Annotated in this window: 21 protein-coding genes, 2 tRNA genes, 1 other RNA gene and 3 pseudogenes; 14 read left to right on the top strand and 13 right to left on the bottom strand. The window is 70.3% G+C overall.

Annotated features, from left to right (window positions below; genetic code table 11):
* Positions 1-237: 237 nt before the first annotated feature.
* Entirely contained in the window at positions 238-1626 is a 1389-nt protein-coding gene (locus tag OG738_RS05025) for a zinc-dependent metalloprotease (protein ID WP_329051604.1), read from the bottom strand.
* Positions 1627-1717: 91 nt separating this feature from the next.
* On the opposite strand from OG738_RS05025, the gene OG738_RS05020 reads away from it, so the two are divergent.
* Entirely contained in the window at positions 1718-2824 is a 1107-nt protein-coding gene (locus tag OG738_RS05020) for a YlbL family protein (protein ID WP_329051602.1), read from the top strand.
* Here the strand turns inward: OG738_RS05020 and OG738_RS05015 are convergent.
* Complete coding sequence (locus tag OG738_RS05015; protein WP_329051601.1) at positions 2821-3363, bottom strand: PPA1309 family protein; 543 nt, start codon at positions 3361-3363, stop codon at positions 2821-2823. The genes OG738_RS05020 and OG738_RS05015 overlap by 4 nt on opposite strands.
* 149 nt (positions 3364-3512) lie before the next feature.
* Here OG738_RS05015 and OG738_RS05010 point away from each other — a divergent pair, with 149 nt between their 5' ends.
* Together OG738_RS05010 and OG738_RS05005 are read left to right on the top strand one after the other, a co-directional pair.
* Positions 3513-6512 carry a UPF0182 family protein gene (locus OG738_RS05010; protein ID WP_329051599.1) on the top strand — a complete coding sequence of 1000 codons (3000 nt, stop codon included), beginning with the start codon at positions 3513-3515 and terminating at the stop codon, positions 6510-6512.
* A 67-nt stretch (positions 6513-6579) separates the two neighbouring features.
* A tRNA-Met gene (locus OG738_RS05005) sits at positions 6580-6653 on the top strand.
* 334 nt (positions 6654-6987) lie between these two features.
* Here OG738_RS05005 and OG738_RS44610 read toward each other — a convergent pair.
* The 3 genes and pseudogenes from OG738_RS44610 to OG738_RS04990 form a co-directional block, all read right to left on the bottom strand.
* Positions 6988-7167, bottom strand: a pseudogene (locus OG738_RS44610) (FAD-dependent monooxygenase); the annotation flags it as partial.
* Between the two features lie 73 nt (positions 7168-7240).
* Positions 7241-7291: pseudogene (locus OG738_RS04995) on the bottom strand (hypothetical protein); the annotation flags it as partial.
* A gap of 26 nt (positions 7292-7317) precedes the next feature.
* Positions 7318-7482, bottom strand: a complete 165-nt coding sequence (locus OG738_RS04990) for an FAD-dependent monooxygenase (RefSeq protein ID WP_329051598.1) — start codon at positions 7480-7482, stop codon at positions 7318-7320.
* 55 nt (positions 7483-7537) lie between these two features.
* Here OG738_RS04990 and OG738_RS04985 point away from each other — a divergent pair.
* From OG738_RS04985 to OG738_RS04945, 9 genes and pseudogenes are all read left to right on the top strand, one after another.
* A pseudogene (locus tag OG738_RS04985) lies at positions 7538-7657 on the top strand (TetR family transcriptional regulator); the annotation flags it as partial.
* Between the two features lie 155 nt (positions 7658-7812).
* Positions 7813-7962, top strand: a complete 150-nt coding sequence (locus tag OG738_RS04980) for a hypothetical protein (RefSeq protein ID WP_329057095.1) — start codon at positions 7813-7815, stop codon at positions 7960-7962.
* Between the two features lie 77 nt (positions 7963-8039).
* Positions 8040-8113 (top strand) — tRNA-Met (locus tag OG738_RS04975).
* Between the two features lie 416 nt (positions 8114-8529).
* Positions 8530-9030 carry a PadR family transcriptional regulator gene (locus OG738_RS04970; protein ID WP_329051597.1) on the top strand — a complete coding sequence of 167 codons (501 nt, stop codon included), beginning with the start codon at positions 8530-8532 and terminating at the stop codon, positions 9028-9030.
* Between the two features lie 63 nt (positions 9031-9093).
* Complete coding sequence (gene prfB / locus OG738_RS04965) at positions 9094-10197, top strand: peptide chain release factor 2 (protein WP_329051596.1); 1104 nt, start codon at positions 9094-9096, stop codon at positions 10195-10197.
* Positions 10198-10376: 179 nt separating this feature from the next.
* A complete protein-coding gene (gene ftsE / locus OG738_RS04960) occupies positions 10377-11066 on the top strand; it encodes a cell division ATP-binding protein FtsE (protein WP_086683549.1) in 690 nt (229 codons plus the stop codon).
* A gap of 42 nt (positions 11067-11108) precedes the next feature.
* Positions 11109-12002 (top strand): permease-like cell division protein FtsX, encoded by an 894-nt coding sequence (gene ftsX, locus OG738_RS04955; RefSeq protein WP_329051591.1) that lies wholly within the window; start codon positions 11109-11111, stop codon positions 12000-12002.
* Between the two features lie 61 nt (positions 12003-12063).
* Positions 12064-12546, top strand: coding sequence for an SsrA-binding protein SmpB (smpB, locus tag OG738_RS04950; RefSeq protein WP_086849338.1), 483 nt, complete (start codon positions 12064-12066; stop codon positions 12544-12546).
* On the top strand, positions 12543-13439 hold the full coding sequence (locus OG738_RS04945; RefSeq protein ID WP_329051587.1) for an amidohydrolase family protein: 897 nt from the start codon (positions 12543-12545) through the stop codon (positions 13437-13439). Before smpB ends, OG738_RS04945 begins: the two co-directional genes overlap by 4 nt.
* Before the next feature lie 20 nt (positions 13440-13459).
* Here OG738_RS04945 and OG738_RS04940 read toward each other — a convergent pair whose 3' ends face one another.
* From OG738_RS04940 to OG738_RS04920, 5 genes are all read right to left on the bottom strand, one after another.
* The gene (locus tag OG738_RS04940; RefSeq protein ID WP_329051586.1) at positions 13460-14773 is read right to left on the bottom strand and encodes an acyltransferase family protein; all 1314 of its coding nucleotides are present in this window, start codon (positions 14771-14773) and stop codon (positions 13460-13462) included.
* A 93-nt stretch (positions 14774-14866) separates the two neighbouring features.
* Positions 14867-15091, bottom strand: coding sequence for a hypothetical protein (locus OG738_RS04935; RefSeq protein ID WP_329051585.1), 225 nt, complete (start codon positions 15089-15091; stop codon positions 14867-14869).
* A 117-nt stretch (positions 15092-15208) separates the two neighbouring features.
* Positions 15209-15850 carry a response regulator transcription factor gene (locus OG738_RS04930; RefSeq protein ID WP_329051584.1) on the bottom strand — a complete coding sequence of 214 codons (642 nt, stop codon included), beginning with the start codon at positions 15848-15850 and terminating at the stop codon, positions 15209-15211.
* 39 nt (positions 15851-15889) lie between these two features.
* A complete protein-coding gene (locus OG738_RS04925; protein WP_329051583.1) occupies positions 15890-17020 on the bottom strand; it encodes a sensor histidine kinase in 1131 nt (376 codons plus the stop codon).
* Positions 17017-17691 (bottom strand): sensor domain-containing protein, encoded by a 675-nt coding sequence (locus OG738_RS04920; protein ID WP_329051581.1) that lies wholly within the window; start codon positions 17689-17691, stop codon positions 17017-17019. The genes OG738_RS04925 and OG738_RS04920 overlap by 4 nt, the downstream gene beginning before the upstream one ends.
* A 159-nt stretch (positions 17692-17850) precedes the next feature.
* Here OG738_RS04920 and ssrA point away from each other — a divergent pair.
* Together ssrA and OG738_RS04910 are read left to right on the top strand one after the other, a co-directional pair.
* Positions 17851-18219, top strand: a transfer-messenger RNA (tmRNA) gene (gene ssrA, locus OG738_RS04915).
* Positions 18220-18902: 683 nt separating this feature from the next.
* Positions 18903-19112: a hypothetical protein gene (locus OG738_RS04910; RefSeq protein ID WP_329051580.1), complete on the top strand. Its 210-nt coding sequence runs from the start codon at positions 18903-18905 to the stop codon at positions 19110-19112.
* Here OG738_RS04910 and OG738_RS04905 read toward each other — a convergent pair whose 3' ends face one another.
* The 3 genes from OG738_RS04905 to OG738_RS04895 all read right to left on the bottom strand — a co-directional run bounded on the left by OG738_RS04905 (position 19113) and on the right by OG738_RS04895 (position 22616).
* Positions 19113-20351 carry a diguanylate cyclase gene (locus OG738_RS04905; protein ID WP_442875928.1) on the bottom strand — a complete coding sequence of 413 codons (1239 nt, stop codon included), beginning with the start codon at positions 20349-20351 and terminating at the stop codon, positions 19113-19115.
* 139 nt (positions 20352-20490) lie between these two features.
* Complete coding sequence (locus OG738_RS04900; RefSeq protein WP_329051578.1) at positions 20491-21708, bottom strand: MFS transporter; 1218 nt, start codon at positions 21706-21708, stop codon at positions 20491-20493.
* A 125-nt stretch (positions 21709-21833) separates the two neighbouring features.
* Complete coding sequence (locus OG738_RS04895) at positions 21834-22616, bottom strand: IclR family transcriptional regulator (RefSeq protein WP_329051576.1); 783 nt, start codon at positions 22614-22616, stop codon at positions 21834-21836.
* Positions 22617-22688: the final 72 nt, after the last annotated feature.

Genomic DNA, 22688 nt, shown 5'->3' with positions numbered 1-22688 from the left:
AGGAGGCGGAGACGGGAGTGCGGTCGGGCCCGCGGGTGCGGGCCGGACTGGCGGTGTGTGGGCGGGGAGCCGGGGTGCTTGCCGCGCCAGGTCGCGTGGTGGGTGCCAGTGCGACTGGGAGGCGGCAGCGGCAGGGGAGCGGCGGCGGCGTAGTCGAGTGGTCCGCGGAGCTGGACGGCCATGCGAACGGGCCGGGCTCCTCGCTGGTGCGGAGAAGCCCGGCCCGTTGGACTGGGGTCAGCTGCGGCTCTCGCCGCCCTCATCCGGGTCCGGCGGGGTTTCCTTGCTCTTCGCCTCGCGCTCCGCGCGCTCGGACTGCTCCGACTGTTCCGTGCGCTCCAGTTCGGCGATCGGGTCCAGGCCGTCCAGCAGGCCCGTCTCGCCGACGCGGTCGGCGAAGTCGATCGGCTCGTCCAGGTCCTCGGCCGTCGGCATCAGGTCCGGGTGGGACCACAGGCCGTCGCGCTTGTCCGCGCCGTGGCGGTCGCCGACCAGCTTCCACAGGTTCGATGCGTCCCGCATGCGGCGGGGGCGCAGCTCCAGGCCGACCAGCGTGGCGAACGTCTGCTCCGCCGGGCCGCCCGTCGCGCGGCGGCGGCGGAGGGTCTCGCGCAGCGCGTCCGCTCCCGGGAGGCGGTCGCCGACCGCCTCGGCCACCACCACGTCCACCCAGCCCTCGACCAGGGCCAGCAGCGTCTCCAGGCGCCTCAGCGCCGCCTTCTGCTCGTCCGTCGTCTGGGGCTCCAGCAGCCCGGACGACATGGCCTCTTCGATGCTCGCCGGGTTGGCCGGGTCGATCCGGCCGGCCAGCGACTCGAGCGCGGACGTGTCCACGGTGATGCCGTGCGCGAACTCCTCGACCGTCGCCAGCAGGCGCTGGCGCAGCCACGGCACGTGCGTGAACAGCCGCTGGTGCGCCGCCTCGCGGGCGGCCAGGAACACCAGGATCTCGCTGTTCGGCAGCTCCAGGCCATCGGCGAACTTCTCGATGTTCGCCGGCAGCAGCGCGGACGTCCCGGCGGGCGCGAGCGGCAGGCCGATCTCCGACGCCGTCAGCATCTCCGACGCCAGCTGGGCCAGCGCGTTGCCGAGCTGGGACCCGAAGGCCATCCCGCCCATCTGGCCCATCATCTGCAGCAGCGGGCCGGCGGCTTCCTTGGCCTCCTCGGGCAGCGCCTGCATCCACGCGCCCGAGATCTGCTGCGCCACCGGGTCGCACAGGCGCTGCCACGTCGGCAGCGTCTTCTCGACCCAGGTCCGCGGCGACCAGGCGACCGTCGCCGTCGCGCCGGCCGGGAACACCGTCGCCGCGTCGAGCCAGAGCTCGGCGAGGTGCGCGGCGTCGCGGACCGCGGCGTTCGCGTCGTCGCCGCCGCGGAAGCCGAGGCGGCTCTCGCCGGTGTTGCCGGAGCTGCCCAGGTTCTGCAGGGCGATCTGCTTGGCGAGGTCGTAGTTCACCGGCCCGCTGGAAGTGCCGGCCTGGCTGAGCATCTGGCCCAGCTGGCTCAGCATCTGCCCGAGCTGGTTGAAGGCCTCGGCACCGGACGGCTGCCCGCCTTCCGAGGGGTCGTTCTCTCCTCGTTTGTCGGGATCGGACGGTCCGAAGCCGAACGGGGGTTTGCTCATGTGTCCACCGTACGCGGGTCAGGAAGGCCCGAGCGCGTCATGTGCGTGGCCTTCACCGAGAAGCGAACGCGGTCACCGTACGCTGTCGGTCGTGACCAAGTCCTCCGAGCAGACCGCACCCGCGAAGAGCAGCCCGGACCCCGGCGCCGAGGCCGGCGGCGAGACCCGGCGGATGACCCGCCGCGGCTGGACGCTCGTGGTCAGCGGCTCGCTGTTCCTCGTCTTCGTGGTGCTCGGCCTGGTCGTGCCGGTGCCGTTCGTGGCGATCAGTCCCGGCCCGACCTACGACACGCTGGGTCGTGACGCCGCGGGCAACCCGGTCATCCAGGTCAGCGGTCACCAGACCTTCCAGACCACCGGCGAGCTGCGGATGACGACCGTCTCCCTGCACGACGGCGTGACGCTCTTCCAGGGTCTCGGCTTCTGGGCCAGCGGCCGCTACGCGCTCGCGCCGCGCGAGGAGTACTTCAAGCCGGGCGAGACGAACGATCAGGTCAAGCAGGAGAACATCCAGCAGCTGCAGGACTCGCAGACGAACGCCCAGGTCGCCGCGCTGCGCAAGCTCGGCTACCCGATCAAGGTGCTGACGAAGCAGATCGTCTCCGGCAGTCCGGCCGACCACGTGCTCGCCCCGGGCGACAAGCTGATCACGGTCAACGGCAAGAAGATCGTCGAGGCCGCGGACGTCCGGGCCGCGCTGGCCGGCACGCTGCCCGGCCAGACCGTCCAGATCACCTTCCAGTCGGACGGCCAGCCCGAGCGCACCGTGCCGCTCACGCTCGCGTCGCGCCCCGACCGCAAGGAGGGCTTCATCGGCCTCACCGCGGTCGACCGCGCCGACGCGCCCTTCAACGTCAACATCTCCCTGCAGGACGTCGGCGGCCCGTCGGCCGGGCTGATGTTCACCCTCGCGATCATCGACCGGCTGGAGCCCGGCGACCTCGCGGGCGGGCGGCACATCGCCGGCACCGGCGAGATCACCGAGACCGGCGAAGTCGACCCCATCGGCGGGATCTCGTTCAAGGTCGTCGGCGCGCGCGAGGCGGGCGCCACCGACTTCCTGGTGCCCGAGCACAACTGCGCCGAGGCCAAGACCACCGCGCCGGCCGGGCTCAACCTCATCAAGGTGTCCACACTGGACGACGCGCTCGCGCAGCTGGCCAACCTGAAGGCGGGCCGGCCGACCGCGGCCTGCTAGGGGAGGAGCGTCGCCTTGAGGGCCTCGACGAGGTTCGGGGCGAGGTCGGGACTTTCGACGATCTCGTCGACCGACTCGTCCGTGCCTTCGGCCGTGCCGATCCCGCGCAGCCGCATGACGCACGCGCCTTCGCCGTCGCGCAGGACCGCGGCCACCAACCGGGCCTCCGTCCGCTGCGGGTGGTCGGCGGCCGCGCGGCGCAGGCTGTCCGCGTCGGCCTCCGCGACGTCCGGCAGCTCCGACTCCGAGCCCGGCGGCAGCACGATGATCTCCTGCGCCAGCGCGCACCCGATCACCAGATCGGGCCACGCGATCCGGGCGAGCGCCTCGGCCAGGTCGCCCTCGGGCAGCGCTTCCTGCGCCACCGGCGTCAGCGGGCTCGTCCGGTCCAGCTGCCCGGCCAGCTCCGGCTGCTCGTCCAGCAGCGCCGCCGTCGGCACCAGCGCGAACAGCTGGGGCGGCTGGTCCCAGCCGCTCGCGGCCATGAAATCCTCGATCTCCCGGGCGAGAGCGGCCACGCCGGCCTGCTGCGGTTCCATGCGCACATCGTGTCAGGCGGATCCGCGAGACCACGTCGCGAGTCCGGTTTGGGCGGGTCCCGGGAACTTCCCCGGGCATCCGTAGAGTTAGGGAATCAGGGGGCGCGTGCGCCCCTGCTCGAGTGCTGACGAAGACAGGAGCGTGCGCCGTGGCGACTCGGCCCCCGGTGAGCCTGCCGAAGCTGTCCCGGCGGAGCCGGATCCTCCTCATCATCGCCGCGGTGATCGTGCTGGCGCTCCTGCTCGGAGCCCGCTTGCTCGACACGTACGTCGACTGGCTCTGGTTCGGAGAGGTCGGGGCGCGCTCGGTGTTCACCACCCAGCTCGTCACCCGGATCGTGCTGTTCTTCGCGGTCGGGCTGCTCGTCGGCGGGGCGCTCGCGATCAGCCTGATGATCGCCTACCGCACCCGCCCGGTGTTCGTGCCGATCTCCGGCGCCGACGACCCGCTGGCCCGCTACCGGTCCGCGATCGTCGCCCGGATCCGCCTCTTCGGCGTCGGCATCCCGGTGGTCACCGGCCTCATCGCCGGCCTGTCCGCCCAGGGCGACTGGCAGGTCGTCCAGCTGTTCATGAACGGCACCTCGTTCGGCCAGACCGATCCCGAGTTCGGCAACGACGTCGGCTTCTACGCCTTCGACCTGCCGTTCTACAACTGGCTGCTCGGCTGGCTGTTCGTCACCGTCGTCATCTCCTTCTTCGGCGCGCTCATCTCGCACTACGTCTTCGGCGGCATCCGGCTGGCGGGCAAGGGCGGCCAGCTGGCCGGCCCGACCCGCGCGCAGCTCGCCATCACCGTCGGCATCTTCGTGCTCCTCAAGGCCGCCGAGTACTTCTTCGACCGGTACAACCTGCTGCTGTCCGACCGGAACGCGCCGCTGTTCATCGGCGCCACCTACACCGACCTGAACGCGGTCCTGCCGGCCAAGCTGATCCTGCTGTGCATCTCGGTGATCTGCGCGATCGCGTTCTTCGCCGGCGCCTTCCTGCGCAACCTGCAGCTGCCGGCGATCGCCCTCGTGCTGCTGATCCTGTCGAGCATCCTGGTCGGCGTCGCGTGGCCCGCGATCCTCGACCAGTTCTCGGTGAAGCCCAACGCGAACGAGAAGGAAGCGACGTCGATCCAGCGCAACATGGACGCCACGCGCCGTGCCTTCGGCCTCACCGACGTCCAGTACCAGCCGTACACCGGCGCGTCTTCCGCGACCTCGGACCAGCTGAAGGCCGACGCCGGGACGATGTCGAACATCCGGCTGCTCGACCCGAACATCCTCTCCGACACCTTCACCCAGCGCGTCGGGCGCGAGAACTTCTACGGCTTCCCGGCCAAGCTCGACGTCGACCGCTACACCGTCGGCGGCGTCACGCAGGACTACATCGTCGCGGCGAAGGAGATCAAGACCGAGGGGCTGACCGGCAACCAGACCAGCTGGATCAACAAGCACCTCGTCTACACCCACGGCAACGGCTTCGTCGCCGCGCCCGCCAACACCATCGACCGTGCGGTCAAGGACGCCAACTCCGACGGTGGCTACCCGATCGCGACCACCAGCGACACCCAGAACGCGACCGGTGCCGGCTCACCCGGTCCGGGCCAGCCCGGCATCGAGGTCAAGGAACCGCGCATCTACTACGGCGAGCTGTCTGCCGCGGACTCCGACTACGCCATCGTCGGCGGGAACGGCGCGCCCGGCGAGTACGACACCGCCACCGACCGCTACAACTACAAGGGCACCGGCGGTGTCTCGGTCGACAACTGGTTCAACCGCCTGGCCTTCGCGGCCGAATACGGCGAACGCAACATCCTGTTCTCCGACGCCATCGGCGACAACTCGAAGATCATGTACAACCGCGACCCGCGCGAACGCGTCAGCAAGGTCGCGCCGTGGCTGACCCTCGACGGCGACCCGTACCCCGCGGTCGTCGACGGCAAGATCCAGTGGATCATCGACGGCTACACCACGATCAACAACTTCCCGTACTCGCAGCAGACGCAGCTCGGCGCGGCCACCAACGACTCGCTCAACGGCGTCGCCCGGCAGGCCAACAGCTCGATCAACTACATCCGCAACTCGGTCAAGGCCACCGTCGACGCCTTCAACGGCACGGTCAACCTGTACTCGATCGACGACAAGGAACCGGTCCTCAACGCGTGGGAGAAGGTCTTCCCCGGGCTCGTGAAGCCGAGCTCCGAGATCTCGCCGGACCTGCGGTCGCACTTCCGCTACCCCGAAGACCTGTTCAAGGTCCAGCGTGAGCTGCTGTCGCGCTACCACGTCAGCAACCCGCAGGAGTTCTACTCGCAGCAGGCGTTCTGGAGCGTCCCGCAGGACCCGACGGCCGAAGGCGGCTCCAACCCGGCCGCGGCCGGCGCGGCCAACCAGCCCGGCTACTACGTCCTCGCCGACACCCCGGGCCAGAGCAAGCCGACGTTCCAGCTGACCAGCTCGCTCACCGGTCTGCAACGGCAGTACCTCGCGTCGTGGATGTCGGTGTCCTCGGATCCGAACGACTACGGGAAGATCCGCGTCCTCCAGCTACCCAGCGCGGCGACCGGAGCGACCCAGGTCGACGGTCCGGTGCAGGTCCAGAACCGGTTCCAGAGCGATCCACGGGTGGCGCAGGACCGGACGTTGTTCAACAACCCCAACGTCATCCCGATCTACGGCAACCTGATCACGCTGCCGGTCGCGCAGGGCTTCCTCTACGTCGAGCCCGTGTACATCCGGCAGCGCAACCAGAACAGCTATCCACAGCTGGCCCGCGTGCTCGTCTCGTACGGGCCGAAGGTCGGCTACGGCGCGACGCTGCAGGAAGCCCTCGACCAGATCTTCGGCGCGGGCACCGGCGAGGCGACGACCACGCCACCGCAGGCTGGGCAGCCCACGACCACGCCGCCGACGACTCCGACGACCACGCCGACCACGACACCGCCGAACACCGGCGGTGGCAATGCGGCGCTGGACAAGGCCGTGACGGACATCCAGTCGGCCATCGCCAAGCTGAAGGCCGCCCAGCAGTCGGGCAACTTCACCGACCAGGGTGCGGCTCTGGCGGCCCTGGACGCGGCGGCGAGGGAGTACGAAGCGGCGAAGACCGCGGCGCCGGGGACCACCACTCCGCCGCCGAGTTCGCAGCCGGGAGGGTGACGTCCCTTACCTAACGGGCACCTGCTTTGCACCCCTGGGAAACCAAGGCGTAAGGTAGGTGTCACGACGCGGGGTGGAGCAGCTCGGTAGCTCGCTGGGCTCATAACCCAGAGGTCGCAGGTTCAAATCCTGTCCCCGCTACGGATGTGGGAGGCGTGTGCTCGCGGAATGCGCGGGCCGCGCCTCCTTCGCGTTTGCCCCTGGGGGTCGAACCCCCAGACCCCCGCCAGGGGGCTTCGCCGCCCTGGACCCCCTGCGTCTGGTTGCCTTCTTGGGTTAGCCAGCTTTCTGTGGATCCTCTTGTGCTTGCTACGTCGCCGTCTGGGCGGATCAGGACCGTCGTTAGATCGGGCCAGGGAGTTTTGGCACCTTTGCTGCGACTATCTCCGGATGTGGGGGTGGTTGCGGGGGTTTTGTCAGCAGGACGAACTTTCCACTGTGGAACAAGTTGCTCGCGAGGCTGGTCCGGGGTCATCGGGATCAGCGCGTTCTGGGCTGCCACGTTCTGCAGGACCCCGGACGCCACCGCGCGGCGCTTCGCTTCGTACGAATCCAGGAGGCCGGCCGGTGCTCGGCCGCGCAGGTGCGCCGCCAGCTTCCAGCCCAGGTTCATCGCGTCCTGGACACCCAGGTTCAGGCCTTGGCCGCCCGCGGGGAAGGCCGCGGCCCTCGATCCCTTCGAACGGCAGGTTCAGCGCCTTGCGGACCGCGCTGCGGCCGCCGTCGCAGCCCACCAGGTAGGCCGTCCGCACCCGGAGGTCGGCCGCCGTGACCGTCACGCCGTCGGCGTCCTGGTCGAAGCCGGTCAGCTCGTGCGCGGCTGCAGGTTCAGCGCCTTCGACGAGCCCGTCGGCTCGTGCATCTGCTCGAGCACCTGAACGTCCACTCCGGCCAGTGCCAGCTCGTTCGCCAGCATCAGCCCGGTCGGTCCCGCTCCTGCGACAACCACCTCGGTGTCCAGCACGTGCATCCCCATCTCCTTAACAGTGTTAAGTTGACCTGACCAGCAGGAGCTGCTCGACGAAATGACGACGCAGGTGTACGCCGATTCGGCCGAGGCGCGGCGGCCGCCGGACTCGCTGGGGGAGTGGGACGCCGTCGCGCACGGCGCGCGGGCGCTGCGCCGGATGATGCTGTCCTACCGCGACGGCGGGAAGGTCTTCGCGGGGACCTACCTCGGCGACACCGGATTGGTCGGGCCGAGCCCGCTGCGGCGCAGCATCGACGCCGGCCTCGACGAACGGCGGCCGGCCAGGCGCTGTTCACCGTCTACAGCTACGTCGTCGGCTTCATCATCGAAGTGCAGGCGGTCTACCCGGTGCCGGGGCAGCTGGACGAGCGGTACCGCGGCGCGGAGGCCGGTGACCTCCTCGCCGACGTCGACTCGCGGTTCGAGGACGGGCTCTCGATGGTCCTCAGTGGAGCACGCCAGTGGCTCGGAGCGGCGTAACGCCAGGTCAGCCGGTTAGGGGACCCCGGTGTAAAGCCGGTGGCCACCCCGTGTAATCTATTCAAGTACCACAACGGCGCGGGGTGGAGCAGCTCGGTAGCTCGCTGGGCTCATAACCCAGAGGTCGCAGGTTCAAATCCTGTCCCCGCTACAGACGTAAGAGGCGTGTGCGAACGGAAAACGTTCGCCACGCCTCTTTCGCGTTGCAATGGGGGTCGAACCCTCAAACCCCCCGCCAAAGGGGCTCCGCCCCCTTGGATCCCCCGTCGTGGTCGCCTCCTGCTACGAATCTCGTGATAGGGGGTTTGTTTGCGGGTGGTTGCGGTGTGTGTTCGGGATCGGCCAAGCCGGGGAAAGCCTCCTGCCGAACTCGCCTGGCTGGCGGCGTCGGGGCGGCTCGCGTGCGGCTGGTTGGACCAAAGTGCCGCCCCGGGTGGTTGCGCAGCGTGTCCGGGTCCACAGTGGACCTGGTCGCATTGGGCCGAACGAGGGGATCTCACTAGCCACAATGGACAGATCTGCTGACCACTGTGGACACAGCGGCCGATAAGTGGGAATCTAGGGGACGTGTCCGAATTGAATGCAACAGCCGCCGCCCTGCTCGGTCTGCTCCACGACGGTCCCGCCACCGGCGGGCAGCTCGTCGCGGGAGCTGGTGAGCGATTCGGCGCCTTCTTCAGCGTCACCCGCAGCCAGGTGTACCGGGAGCTCCCGGCGCTGTCCAAGGAAGGTCTCGTCCGGCTCGGCAAGCAGGGCCCGCGCTCCAGCCAGCAGTACCTGATCACCGCCGCCGGCAAGAAGGCCTTCAAGGCCTGGCTGACGTCCGAGGCCGGCCCCGACCACCTGCGCAGCCCGCTCATCCTGCGGCTCGTGCACGCGGCGTCGCTGACCGCGAAGCAGCGCCAGGCGCTGCTCGAGTCGGCCCGGACGAGCTACGGCCAGCAGCTCGACGACGCCAAGGCGGCCACCAAGGCGGCCGACGGGCCGTACGAAAAGGCCGTCGCCGAGTTCGCCCAGGCCCAGGCCAAGGCCGCGCTGAAGCTGCTCGACGCCATCCCCGCGGCCTGAGGTTCGCGCGCCCACGACCGGTCCCCGCAACCGGTCGTGGGTTTTGCCGTAACCTTGACAAACGTGAGTGATGAGTTCGACGCGGCACTGAGGGACCTGACCGGCAAGCTGACGCAAATCGAGTCGGTGATGGACCTGGATGCGCTGCGTGCCCAGGTGGCCGACCTGGAACAGCAGGCTTCGAGCCCGAACCTCTGGGACGACCCGGAGGCGGCGCAGAAGGTCACCAGCCAGCTGTCCCACCGGCAGAGCGAGCTGCGGCGGGTCAACGACCTGCGCCAGCGGCTCGACGACCTGGGGGTGCTGTACGAGCTCGCCGAGGCCGAGGGCGACTCCGGCAGCATGGCCGAGGCCGAGGCCGAGCTCGCCGCCCTCGGCAAGGACATCGACGGCCTCGAGGTCCGCACCCTGCTCTCGGGCGAGTACGACGACCGCAACGCCGTCGTCACCATCCGCTCCGAGGCCGGCGGCGTCGACGCGGCCGACTTCGCCGAGATGCTGCTGCGCATGTACCTGCGCTGGGCCGAGCGCCACGGCTACCCGACCGACGTCTACGACATCTCCTACGCCGAAGAGGCGGGCATCAAGTCGGCGACGTTCAAGGTGACCGCCCCCTACGTCTACGGCACCCTCTCCGTCGAGCAGGGCACCCACCGGCTCGTCCGGATCTCGCCGTTCGACAACCAGAGCCGCCGCCAGACGTCGTTCGCGCACGTCGAGGTGCTGCCCGAGGTCGAAGAGGTCGACCACGTCGACATCGCGGAGAAGGACATCCGGGTCGACGTCTACCGCTCGTCGGGTCCCGGCGGCCAGAGCGTCAACACGACCGACTCCGCGGTGCGCATCACGCACCTGCCGACCGGCATCGTCGTCTCCTGCCAGAACGAGAAGTCCCAGCTGCAGAACAAGGCGGCCGCCCTGAAGGTCCTCCAGGCACGGCTGATGTTGCGCAAGAAGGAAGAGGAGCGCGCCGAGATGGACGCCCTCAAGGACGGCGGCTCCAGCTGGGGCAACCAGATGCGCTCCTACGTGCTGCACCCGTACCAGATGGTGAAGGACCTGCGGACCGACTACGAGGTCGGCAACCCGTCGGCAGTGCTCGACGGCGAGATCGACGGGTTCCTCGACGCCGGCATCCGCTGGCGGAAGCAGACGGCGGTCGCCTGATCGGCGCGGGGTAGGCGGACGACCGCTCACCGCGGCTTTCCGGGGGTCCGGGTGGCGCAGCCCCCGGCGTGGGGGTGGGGGTACGACCCCATTACACACCGTGCGCAAACGCCCCTTGCTCCACCCGGGTGCACCGGGCAACCGGGGCTTCACGAGACCGGTGGGTAGTATGCCGAATCGTGATCCGGCTCGAAGAGGTTTCCAAGGTCTACAAGACCTCGACGCGGCCCGCGCTCGAGCGGGTGTCCGTCAACATCGACAAGGGTGAGTTCGTCTTCCTCATCGGTCCCTCGGGATCGGGGAAGTCGACCTTCCTCCGGTTGCTGCTGCGCGAAGAGACGCCCAGCAAGGGCCGCGTGATGGTGTCCAACTTCGACGTCGCCAAGCTGGCCCGCCGCCGGGTCCCCCGCCTGCGGCAGACCATCGGCTGCGTCTTCCAGGACTTCCGCCTGCTGGCCAACAAGACCGTCGCGGAGAACGTCGCGTTCGCCCTCGAGGTCATCGGCAAGCCCGCCCCGACCATCAAGAAGGTCGTCCCCGAGGTGCTCGAGCTCGTCGGCCTCGACGGGAAGGCGGACCGGCTGCCCAACGAGCTCTCCGGCGGTGAGCAGCAGCGCGTCGCGATCGCGCGCGCGTTCGTCAACCGGCCGCTGGTGCTGCTCGCCGACGAACCGACCGGGAACCTGGACCCCGACACCAGCCAGGACATCATGCTGCTGCTGGAGCGGATCAACCGCACCGGCACGACCGTCCTGATGGCGACCCACGATCACTCCATCGTGGACTCCATGCGGCGCCGCGTCGTCGAGCTGCAGCTCGGCCGGGTGATCCGCGACGACGCCCGCGGCGTCTACGGCATCGGTCGCTGACCTCCCCGCCCTGCCCCCCGACTTCAAGGACCTGACCCCGACATGCGCGCCAGTTTCGTCTTCAGTGAGGTAATCACCGGCCTGCGCCGGAACGTCACGATGACCATCGCGATGATCCTGACCACGGCCGTGTCGCTCGCCATGCTCGGCGGCGGCCTCCTGGCCGTGCGCACGATCGACAAGATGAAATCCAACTTCCTCGCCGACGTCGAGGTTTCGGTCTACCTCACCGACGACATCAGTGCGAACGACAAGAGCTGCACGCAGTCGCTGTGCCAGTCGCTTCGCTCGTCCCTGCAGAGCAACGACGGCGTCGAGTCGGTCGTGTTCGAGAACCGCGACCAGGCCTTCGACCGGTTCAAGAAGATCTTCGAGAGCCAGCCGGAGCTCATCCAGCTGACCGGCCCGGAGTCGCTGCCCGCGTCGCTGCACGTGAAGCTGAAGGACCCGGACCGCAGCGAGTCGATCGTGCAGGAGTACGGCACCAAGCCGGGCGTGCGGAAGGTCGACGACCAGAAGAAGTTCCTGGACCGCGTGTTCAACGCCTTCAACGGCGTCCGGAACATGGCGTTCGGTGCCGCGCTCATCATGGCCATCGCGGCGCTGCTGCTGATCGCCAACACGATCCAGGTGTCCGCGTTCACCCGGCGCACCGAGGTCGGCATCATGCGGCTGGTCGGCGCGACGCGGTGGTACACGCAGCTGCCCTTCCTGCTGGAGGCGGTGGTCGCCGGCGCCTTCGGTGCGATCATCGGGATCATCATGCTGATCATCACCAAGGCCGGCTTCCTGGACTCGGTGTTCACCGGCGACGTGTTCCCGAAGATCACCATGCTGGAGCTGCTGTTCCCGGTCGCGCCGATCCTGCTCGGGGTGTCCGTGGTGATCTCCGCCATCACCGGTTACGTCACGCTGCGGCTGTACGTCCGGCACTAGCGTCGCTGTGCCTGTTCAAAACCGGCTGCTTGTCGTTTCCGGAATCACGTAGAGTGGTCGTATGCCCAAGGAACGTGGCCAGAAGGTGATCGTGTCGAACCGCAAGGCGCGGCACGATTACTCCATCCTCGACACCTACGAGTGCGGTCTCGTGCTGGTCGGCACCGAGGTGAAGAGCCTGCGCGAGGGCAAGGCGTCCCTGGCGGACGCGTTCGCGACGGTCGACGACGGCGAAGTGTGGCTGCGCAACGTGCACATCCCGGAATACACGCAGGGCACCTGGACCAACCACACGCCCCGGCGGACCCGGAAGCTGCTGCTGCACCGGCGCGAGATCGAGAAGCTCATCGGCAAGACCAAGGAGAGCGGGCTCTCCCTGGTCCCGCTGTCGATGTACTTCAAGGACGGCAAGGTCAAGGTCGAGATCGCGCTGGCCCAGGGCAAGAAGGCCTACGACAAGCGGCAGACGCTCGCCAAGCGCGACGCGGAGCGCGACATCAGGAAGGCGATGGGCCGCGCGCTGAAGGGCCGGTTCACGGAGTGACGGCGGGCCCGGCTTCGGACGGCGACGTCGCGCGCTGGACAGCGTCGCTGGGCCTGCCCGGCCTGGTCGACCTGCACGTCCACTTCCTGCCGAAGCCGGTGATGGACAAGGTCTGGGCGTACTTCGACCGGGCCTCGACGCACTACGGCACCGACTGGCCGGTGCACTACCGGACGTCCGAAGAGGACCGGCTGGCCACGCTGCGCTCGCTGGGTGTGACGCGCTTCGCGCCGCTCGTCTACCCGCACAAGCCGGGGATGGCGCAGTGGCTGACGGAGTGGGCGCTCGAGTTCGCCGCGCGGGTCCCGGACGCGGTGCCGACCGGGACGTTCTACCCCGAGCCCGGCGCCGGGTCCGCTGTGGACGGTGCGCTGCGCGCCGGTGCCCGGGTGTTCAAGGCGCACGTGCAGGTGGGCGCGTACGACCCGCGTGACGAGCAGCTCAAGCCGGTCTGGGGTGCGCTGGCCGACGCGGGCGTGCCCGTCGTCGTCCACTGTGGACACGGTCCGTTGCGGGGCGACTTCACCGGGTTGTCGGTGTTCGAAGAGGTGCTGGCGCGGTACCCGGATCTCACGGCGGTGCTCGCGCACGCGGCGATGCCGGAGTTCGAGGCCGCCTTCGAGCTGCTCGAGAAGTACCCGCGGGTGCACCTGGACACCACGATGGTCGGGGTGCCGTTCGCGGAGAAGATGTCGCCGCTGCCGCCGGACTGGACCGCGCGGCTGGCCGCGTTCGCCGACCGCGTCGTGCTCGGTACGGACTTCCCGAACATCCCGTACTCCTACGCGACGCAGCTGCAGGCGATCGCCGGCTGGGCGGCCGACGATCGCCTGGGGGAGCCGTTCCTGCGGGCCGTCCTGCACGACACCCCGCTGCGGCTGCTCGAGCGCTGACGTTCCTTGACGACGCGCTTTCAACGACGCAGCGCGGCCTGTTCGCTCACGGCGACCGCGTGGCCGAGGAACCGGGTGCCGAGCTCGGCGACCCGGATCCGCTTGCCGGCCAGGAGGAACCCGGCCGTCGCGAGAACGATCCACGGCACCGGGCCGTGCGCGATCCCGTCCGACAGCGGCGCGAACCCGTGCGCGGCGAGGCCGAGCAGGCCCCCGGAGATCAGCAGCCCGGCGACGACCAGCTGCGGCACCTTCGCGGTGACCACGGCGGTGTCGCGCTGCATCTCGAAGTGCGCGAACAGCCGCAGCAGGCCCAGCAGCACCAGCCCGCACACCGCGAACCACGCGGGCGCCATGGCGAGCCAGAACACCGTGCCGGGCGCCGGTGTCTCGTAGCCGAGGCCGTAGACCGTCACGCCCGCCACCACGACCAGCGCCGGCATGTGCCAGAGGTAGACGCTCATGAACCGGGCGCCGAGCCAGCCGAGCGCGCGCCCGACGCCGGGGCGTTCGGCGAGCGCGTTGAGCTGCGGGCGGAAGGCGAGCAGCAGGCCGATCTGGCCGACGGCGAGGAAGGCGAGCAGCACGGTCGGCGGGCTCATGTTCGACACCGGCGCGCCCGGCATGCCGATCATGCTGGCCGGGTACGGGCCGAACGCGACCATCAGCGCGGTGACGCCGAAGCCGGCGGCCGAGAGCGTCAGGGCGGCGCGGCGGGTGAGCGTGCCGAGGCGGCCTTCGACGTAGTGGAAGCCGAGCTGGTGGACCGCGACCCAGACGAAGATCGCGTTGGCGTAGCCGATGTAGCCGAGATCGTTGAAACGCGCGACGTCGACGAGCACGCCGGCGACCCCCATCACCAGCGGCACCTTCAGGCCCCAGCGCCGGTGCGCGGCGACCATCAGCGGCGTGAGGAGCACGACCAGGACGTAGACCGCGAGGAACCACAGCAGCTGCGCGGCGATCGCGCTCGCGACCTGCAGGGGCTGGGGCGGGATGCCGAGGCCGCGCAGGAAGTCCGGCATGACCAGCCAGACGGCCATCAGCGGCAGCACCGGCACCATCAGGCGCTTGATGCGCCCGCCGAGCCACTCCCGCGTCGATTCCGCGCGGCGGAACGAGATCAGGTTGGCCGCGCCGCCGGCGAAGAAGACGAGCGGCATGACCTGGGACAGCCAGGTCACCACCCACCACCCCGGCGTGGCGAGCGCGTTGCCGGTGGCGAGGTGGCCGTCGGAGTAGGAAAGCACCGGCATGACCCAGTGCTGGGCGATGACGGCGAGGATGGCCCCCGCCCGGACGACGTCGAGGAAGCGGTCCCGGCTTGTCTGCATGTGCTCAGCCTGGCCGGTTCGACCTGCGGGAACAGCGGTGCTTACCGGCGTCTTCGGGGTCCTGTTCACCCCCGGTGGATGCGGGGGTTCTCCCTACCTCAGGTTGTCCGGCTCCGGTTCGTGCCGCGTCGCGGCGACGCGGTACTCCCAGCCGCTCTCGGTGAGACCGAGCTCGTAGCGGGTCTCGATCTTCGGGCCGCCGTGCAGGTGGATGTGCCGGATGACGGTGCCGGGCACCGGTTCGGCGTCGCCGAGCTCCTGCACGCGGCCGTCGAGCGGGCCGCCGAAGAAGCGGACGCAGCGGGTCTCGTCGGACATCTGCGCGCTCCTCTCCGGTGGGTCCGCTCATGGTAGGTGAGCGGTGGGGAGGGTGCCGCCCGCGGAACGGGTGACCCTATGTTCACTTTACGGGACTTCTGGTCACCGTCTGTCGGTTCAGCGGCCCAGGTAGGTCAGCACGGCACGGACCCGGCGGTGTTCCTCCGCGCTCGCTTCGAGGCCGAGCTTCGAGAAGATGTTGCCGATGTGCTTCTCCACCGCGCCGTGCGAAACCACCAGCGAGTTCGCGATCGCCGTGTTCGACAGGCCCTGGGCCATCAGCCCCAGCACCTCGGACTCGCGGGCGGTCAGCGCGTCCAGGGGGTTGCGGCGGCCGCGGGCCATCAGCTGGGCGATCACGTCCGGGTCGATCGCCGTGCCGCCGTTGGCCACGCGGCGGACCGCGTCCAGGAACTCCTCGACGTCGGCCACCCGCTCCTTCAGCAGGTAGCCCACCCCGCCCGCGCCGCCCGAGAGCAGCTCGACCGCGTACGACTCCTCGACGTACTGCGAGAGCACCAGCACCGGCAGCCCCGGGATCTCCTTGCGCGCCGCCAAGGCCGCGCGCAAGCCCTCGTCGGTGAACGTCGGCGGCATCCGGACGTCGACGATCGCCAGGTCAGGGCGATGCTCCTTGATCGCGCCGAGCAGGTCGTCCCCGTTGTCGACGGCCGCGGCCGTCTCGATGCCTTCGTCGGCGAGCAGGCGGGTCACCCCCGCCCGCAGCAGCACGGCGTCTTCGGCGATGACTACCCGCATCCGGCCCCCAGGTTCGTGGATGAACGGGGTCCAGCCTATTCACCACTGGCAGGGGAGGTCAGCCCGGATTACGGTCGGCCCGCCCACCGGGCTGACGACCGTGATCACGCCGTCGATCGTCGCGGCGCGGTCGGCCAGACCGGCCAGCCCGCCGCCGGGCCGCACTTCGGCGCCGCCGTGGCCGTTGTCGGTGATCTCGACGACGACGTGGTCGTCGGTCCGCCACACCTTCACTTCCGCTTCGGACGCTCCGGAGTGCTTCGCGATGTTCGTCAGCGTCTCGCCGACGATGAAGTAGGCCGTCGTCTCCACCGCCGCCGGCGGACGCGGGTCCACGGTCACCGTCACGTCCACCGGGATCGGCGACTTCGCCGCCTGCGCCGACAACGCCGCGTCCAGCCCGCGGTCGCCGAGCACCGCCGGGTAGATGCCACGCGCCAGGTCCCGCAGCTCCGACACGGCGAGCTTCGCGTCCGAGTGCGCCTCGTCGATCAGCTCCCGCACCATGTCCGGGTCCTGGTCGAACTTCGACTTCGCCCGCCCGAGGCTCATCGCGACCGCGACCAGCCGCTGCTGCGCGCCGTCGTGCAGGTCACGCTCGATCCGGCGCCGTTCGGCCTCGGCCGCGTCGACCCCGCGCGCCCGCGACGCCTGCAGCCGCTCGGCCTTCCGCTCCAGCCGCGTCGTGCGGTCCGGGCCCAGCAGCGCGATGCCCAGCTCGCCGTGCAGCCAGCCCAGCCACGGCGTCACCCAGATCGCCATCGGCAGCAGCACGATCGACGCGATCGCGATCCCGAGCTCCGCGCACGCCAGCGGGAACGCCGCCATCAGATAGGCCAGGTCCCGCCACGTCGTCGGGTCGCTCAGCCGCACCATCCACCGCCGCAGCAGCGGCAGGCCCTCCTGCGAGCGTCGTTCGACCGGTGGCAGCGGCACCCGCAGCATCGCGCCCAGCCACGCCCGCTCGCGATCCGCCGACCAGCGGATGAAGCTCGTCGTCGCCAGCAGGATCGGGAACCCGACCCACACCACCGCCGTGCCGACCCCCACCGCGATCCCCGTCACGATCAGCACGAACTGCACGATCCGGAAGAAGAAGCTCACGATCATGTACACGATCGTGCGAGCCGGGTTCGGCCGCGGGTGCTCCAGCTGCTGCGCCTCGGTCATCCCGCCACCAGGTTCTTCTCTTCCGCGTCTTCCCACCAGCGCTCCATCCGACGGCGCTGGGCCACGGTCGTCCCCAGCAGCGCGATCGCCACCCGGGCGTGCAGCCCCGCCAGCGCCTTCGTCAACGCCACCGACAACGCGATGAACAACACCCCCAGCGCTGCCCACGGTAGCGCCTCCACCGTCGAATCCACGGTCAGCCACCGCAGGTCGTCCGCCGGGAAGTAGTACGCGCCGCCCGGCAGCCACCGGAAGTAGATCGGCAGCCCCGCCAGCGCCAGGCTCGTCGACCAGAACGCCGTCACCAGCACGAACTCGACGACGCCCAGCGGGAACAGCAGGAAGAAGTAGACCAGGTCCCGCCACGTCGACGGATCCTTCAACCGGCCCTTCCACCGGCTCTTCTGCCCCTCGGCCGGCAACGGCAGGTAAGGCAGGTCGATGTAGCGGTCGAGCAGCGCGTAAACCCGCGCACGCTCCAACCGGGCCGCCCCCCGCACCCCCAGCACGAGCACCGCGAGCAAGCCCACGCCCACCCACACGACCGCGGTCCCCAGCCCGGCCGCCGCGAACGACGTCAGCAACCCGAACGCCAGCACCCCCAGCGGCAGGTTCATCAGCAGGAACACCACCGAACCACCGAACGGCGGATCCCGCCTCTCGCTACCCATGACCGGGCTCCCTTCATCCCACGACGGCATCCATCGTCGCGTTCCGGGACCGGCGTCGACATGGTGCGCGCGGGCATCCCCGCGGTAGGGCTGGCCCTACCCACCTGGAGTAAAGCGGTGGCGGCACGCGTTATGATGTACAGGTTGTGTTCCCACCAAGGGGGTGAACGGTTTCGACTTTGGACGTTGATTCAGGAGAAGCGTGCCGGTGCAGGCGAGAGACCACCGTTAAGCGTCATCGCAACCAAATAAGCGCCGACTCCAGTCAGCGCGAGTACGCCCTCGCCGCCTGAGCGAGTGCGTCTCTGTCGGCCCGGGTTCGCCTCCGGCCCGGGTACCGGCATCAGCTAGGAGGCTCAGCGACTGTCCCGGCCACGGGGAACAGTCGTGAAGCAAACAGTGGCTGGGCTCGTCACCTCGGCTTGTTCGCGTGACCGAGGGAGCCAAGCAGAGACGTAGCGGACTGCGCACGGAGAAGCCCTGTTGATACGCCAGAGGACCCGGGTTCAATTCCCGGCACCTCCACCTTCGAGAAGGCCGTCGCCCCTTCGGGGCTTCGGCCTTCTCTTCGGTTTCGTCCATGTCTTCTGGGGGTCGAACCCCCAGACCCCCGCCAGGCGGGCTTCGCCCCCTGGACCCCCTTCTCCGAGGCTTCGCCCCGGGCCCTCTCGGGCGTCGGGGCTTCGCCCCTGCCTTTCTCTCGGGGCTTCGCCCCTCTCTCCGGGGCTTCGCCCCGGGACCCCGCCTTTGGGGCTTTGCCCCTTGCCCCCTCCCGGGGCTTCGCCCCGCCCCCCGCTTCGCTTCGCGGAGCGGGCTGAGCCCGCTCCGCGCCCCGCTCCGCGAAGCGGAGCGGGCAACCCGCGCAAGTGAGCGGTCGCGGGAACACGCGCCGACGCGGACCCAGACCCTCCCGCACCCCGATCCGAAGCCAGAACACGGCCGGCAGCGCCGGGTCAAGGCATCTTTCCCGCCTTGACGCGGTGTTGCCGGCCGTAGTCACAATGAAGGCTTCGGGGTGCCGGAAGGGAAAGCAACCCACCGCAGCGCCCCTCCCTTGCCGCGGTAGCTCCTGGTCCACCCTCAAATCCGCTGCTACTGTCCGCAACCTTCGTGCTAGTGATGGGGCCCACTTGTGGGTGAAGTTTTTGTGAGTGTCATGCTGGACGCCCGACCATGGCTCTGCACCCGCGGAGTCGGAAGTAGGTGGCCAGATGACCTGGGCCCGTTCGAACGGCAGCTCGACCGCCAACGATGAAGACAGCCGGATGGGGGTTATCCGGGCTGAGGAGGCCGTTCGGCTCGCTGAACAGAACGATCGGGCCGTCATCACCGTGGCCGGGCACTCGTCCGATGTCGGGGAGTGTGCCGAGCTGCTGGCCATGCTCGGGCTCGATGCCGGGCGGCGGCACAAGATCGCCTGATCAGACCAGGTCCGCTACGTGGACCACCTTGTTCCGGCCCGTCGCCTTCGCGTGGTACAGCGCCGTATCCGCTGCGTCGAGTAGGCGCTGCAGCGAGGTTCCCGCCTGCGGGTACACCGCCATGCCGATCGACGTCGACAGGCCCCTGATCGAGAGCTGGCCCACCGGGACCGTCAGCGCCGCCACGGCCCTGCGGATGCGCTCCGCCACCGCTCCGATGTCCGGGTGGGCGATGCCCGGCAGCAGCACCACGAACTCCTCGCCGCCGAACCGGCCGACCGCGTCGCCGCGGCCTCGGACCGCCGAGATGATCGCCTCGGCGACCGCTCGCAACACCGCGTCGCCCGCGAGGTGGCCGTACGTGTCGTTGACCTGCTTGAAGTGGTCCAAGTCCAGCATCAGCAAGCCGAACGTCGAATGCTGACGTGCGGCTGCCGCCAGCGTCCGTTCCGCCAGCGCGTGCCAGCCGCTCGTGTTGTACAGGCCCGTCTTCTCGTCGCGGTGGGCCGCCACCTCCAGCTGCTTCACCAGCACCGTCCGGTGCAGCAGCAGCAACGGCGGGAGCACCAGCACCACCAGGCCCGGCAACATCGCCAGGGCCACGGCGTTCAACGCGCCCAGGCAGAGCGTCGCCACCTCCAGGCCGTTGTCCGACCACGTGCCGAACAACGCCTCCGGCGTGCGGCCGATCTCGCGGCGGGCCGGGAGCACCAGCAGGGCGTTCACCACGAAGAACGTCACGCCCGCGGCCGCGATCGCGAACGTTCCGGGCCAGCCGCGGACGAACGCCGCGCGGACGTCCGGAGCGCCCGAGACCCGCAGCACCGCCTGGGCGGCGTAACACGAAAGCAGGATGATGGCCGCGTTGCTGATCGTCCGGGACGTCGGCACCCGCTGCAGGCGGTACCAGCTGCGGACCGCCAGGTGCACGTACAGGCCGCACACCAGGAGCGCCAGCAGCCGGGGCGGGAGCAGCAGCACGCCGGCGAACGTCCAGACCGACGTCATGTTGATGTGCGGGGTCCCCGACACCCGGCGCCGGATGCGCTCGACCCGGCGGCCCGTCTCCGACTGGACCACGCCGAGGACCAGCAGCACCGCCAGGATCAAGAGCGTGCGGCGATCCACCGCCACCGGGTACGGGCGCAGCGTCAGGACCACCGCCGCCGCCTCGCTCAGGAGGCAGTACCCGATCACTCGCGGACCCTGGCGCCACAGCGCCCAGTGCCGCGGTGCCACGAGCACGTCACGAAAGCGTGGTACACCGCGCGGGGTTCCGGCGCCGGTCTGCATACTCATGGTGTCCGGCCGGTGACGGAGCCGGTACGGCCCGATGCAGCGAAGGGAGGCGCGCCATGTGCGGACGCGACAACTGAGGTCATGGTTCCTCCAGCCCGACCCGGCGCCACGCCCTCGCGATCGGCACGGCCACCGCGGCACCCGCCGCTCCGGCCACGGCGATGGTGTGCGCCGGGCTCAGCACGTCGGCCAGCGCGCCCGCCACGGCCGCGCCGACCCCCTGCACGGTGATCAGCCCCGCTGAGTTGACGCCCGCGCACTGCGCGCGGTGCTCGTCCGGCACCCGCCGCATGAACGACACCGTGCCCTGGATGTTGTAGCCCGTCGCCAGCAGCCCGGACGCCGCCAGCAGCGCCACCGCCGGCACCAGCCCCGGCCGGAAGACGAACACCACCAGCGGCAGCCCGGCCGCGATCCCCAGCCACCCCAGCACGCGGACCTGCACGCGTTCCGGGATCCACTTGCCGAACACGACGCCGCCGAGCACGCTGCCCGCCGGGTCCGCCGCCATCAGCAGCCCCACCAGCGTGGCGCCCGCGCCGATCCCGGCCGCGTACGGCGCGGCCAGCGCCTCCGGCACGACGTAGAACCCGGCCAGCCAGTTCAGCGCCACCAGCGTGCGCAACGCCGGGTCGCGCCAGATCAGCCGGATCCCGGCCGACGTCGTCGACAGCCAGGCCGGCCGGACCGCCCGCGCGACCGCCGCCCGGCGCCGGACGCCCGCGAGGAGGAACACCGCCGAGAGCACGAACGTCACCGCGTCCAGCGCCAGCGCCGCGGACGGCGCCAGCGCGGCGATCAGCAGCCCGCCGCCCGCGAACCCGGCCAGCTGCGCGCCCTGGATCGTCACGTTCCGCAGGGCCATCCCGACCAGGTACCGCTCGCCTTCGAGCACCGACGGCAGCAACGCCTGCTGCGCCGCCTTGAACGGGCCGCCCAGCGCCGTCATCACCGCGACCAGCACGCACAGCACCCACAGCGGGACGCCGGGAATCGCGATGACGGCGACGAGCGCGGCGCGGGCCACGTCGGCCGCGACCATCACGTCGCGCCGCGGCCACCGGTCACCCGCGCCGGCCAGGAGGATCCCGCCGAGCAGCGAGGGCACGTACGTCAGGGCGTAGGTCAGACCGGTCAGGGCCGCCGACGACGTCCGCTGGTAGACGAGGACCGCGAGCGCGACGCGGGCGAGCTGGTCGCCGCAGATGGACAGCAGCTCGGCGGCCCACATCGCGCGGAACTCGGCCACGGCCAGTACCGCGCCGAACCCCACCCTCGTCACCCGTGCGTCGTCCATCCGCCGGCGCCTTCCCCTCGCGCCCCACTCGCCGGTGCCCCTCGAACCGCTGTCCAGTCACGGTAATAACCCAGCGGAGCGGAATCGAGCCGTTCGGTGACAGTTGCCCCGATCGCACCAGCGGGTCAGCCCGGGTGGCCGCCGATCCGGCTGGTCAGCTCGGCCGCCGTCGCCGCCACCTCGGCCGCCAGTTGCGGCCACGTCTCCGCGCACGGCTCGGCGGTGCAGTGGTGGCGCAGGGTCACGCTGATCGCCGCCAGCGGGCGGGCGCCGTGGTCGAACACCGGGGCCGCCACCGACGCGAACCCCTCGGTGACGTGGCCGTCCTCGACCGACCAGCCCAGCCGCCGCTCGGCCGTCAACGTCCGGCGCAGCTCGGCGAGCGTGCGCGGACCGCGACCGGTGCGGAGCACGAACGCCGTCGCCGAGGGGAACAACGCCCGGACGTGCGGCGCGGGCAGGTGCCGCAGGATCGCGCGGCCGGACGCGGTCAGCTGGGCCGGCAGCCGGACGCCGACCTCGGTCACCAGCGTCTCCGGCCGCGCCGGGCGCTCCTTGATCAGGTACAGCGACTCGTTGCCGTGCAGCACGCCCAGGTGCGCGGTGTGACCGACGCGGTCGACGAGCTTGCGCAGCAACGGCCCGGCCAGGCGCTCGAGCGGGTCGTGGCGCAGGTAGGCCGACCCCAGCTCGAAGGCCGCGATGCCGAGGCCGTACCGCCGTTCCGCGGGCAGGTGGACGACGAACCCGGCCGCCTCCAGCTCGCTGAGCAGGTGGTACGTCGTCGACCGGGGAAGACCCGCCTCCCGCGCGATCGCCGCCGCGGTCACCGGTCCCGGGCGCGTCGCCAGCAGGCGCAGCACCGCGAGGCCGCGGCGCAGCGCCGGCACCTCGCTGCTGTCGCCCATGCGGGGAGCCTAGTCTGGGATATCAGACAGAACCACCCGTTGAGGCATCCCACCAGCGGGAAGGACGATGTC

Origin of the sequence: Amycolatopsis sp. NBC_01488 (assembly GCF_036227105.1) — a bacterium.
Lineage (GTDB): Bacteria > Actinomycetota > Actinomycetes > Mycobacteriales > Pseudonocardiaceae > Amycolatopsis.
This window is presented reverse-complemented; position numbering and strand designations above follow the sequence as displayed.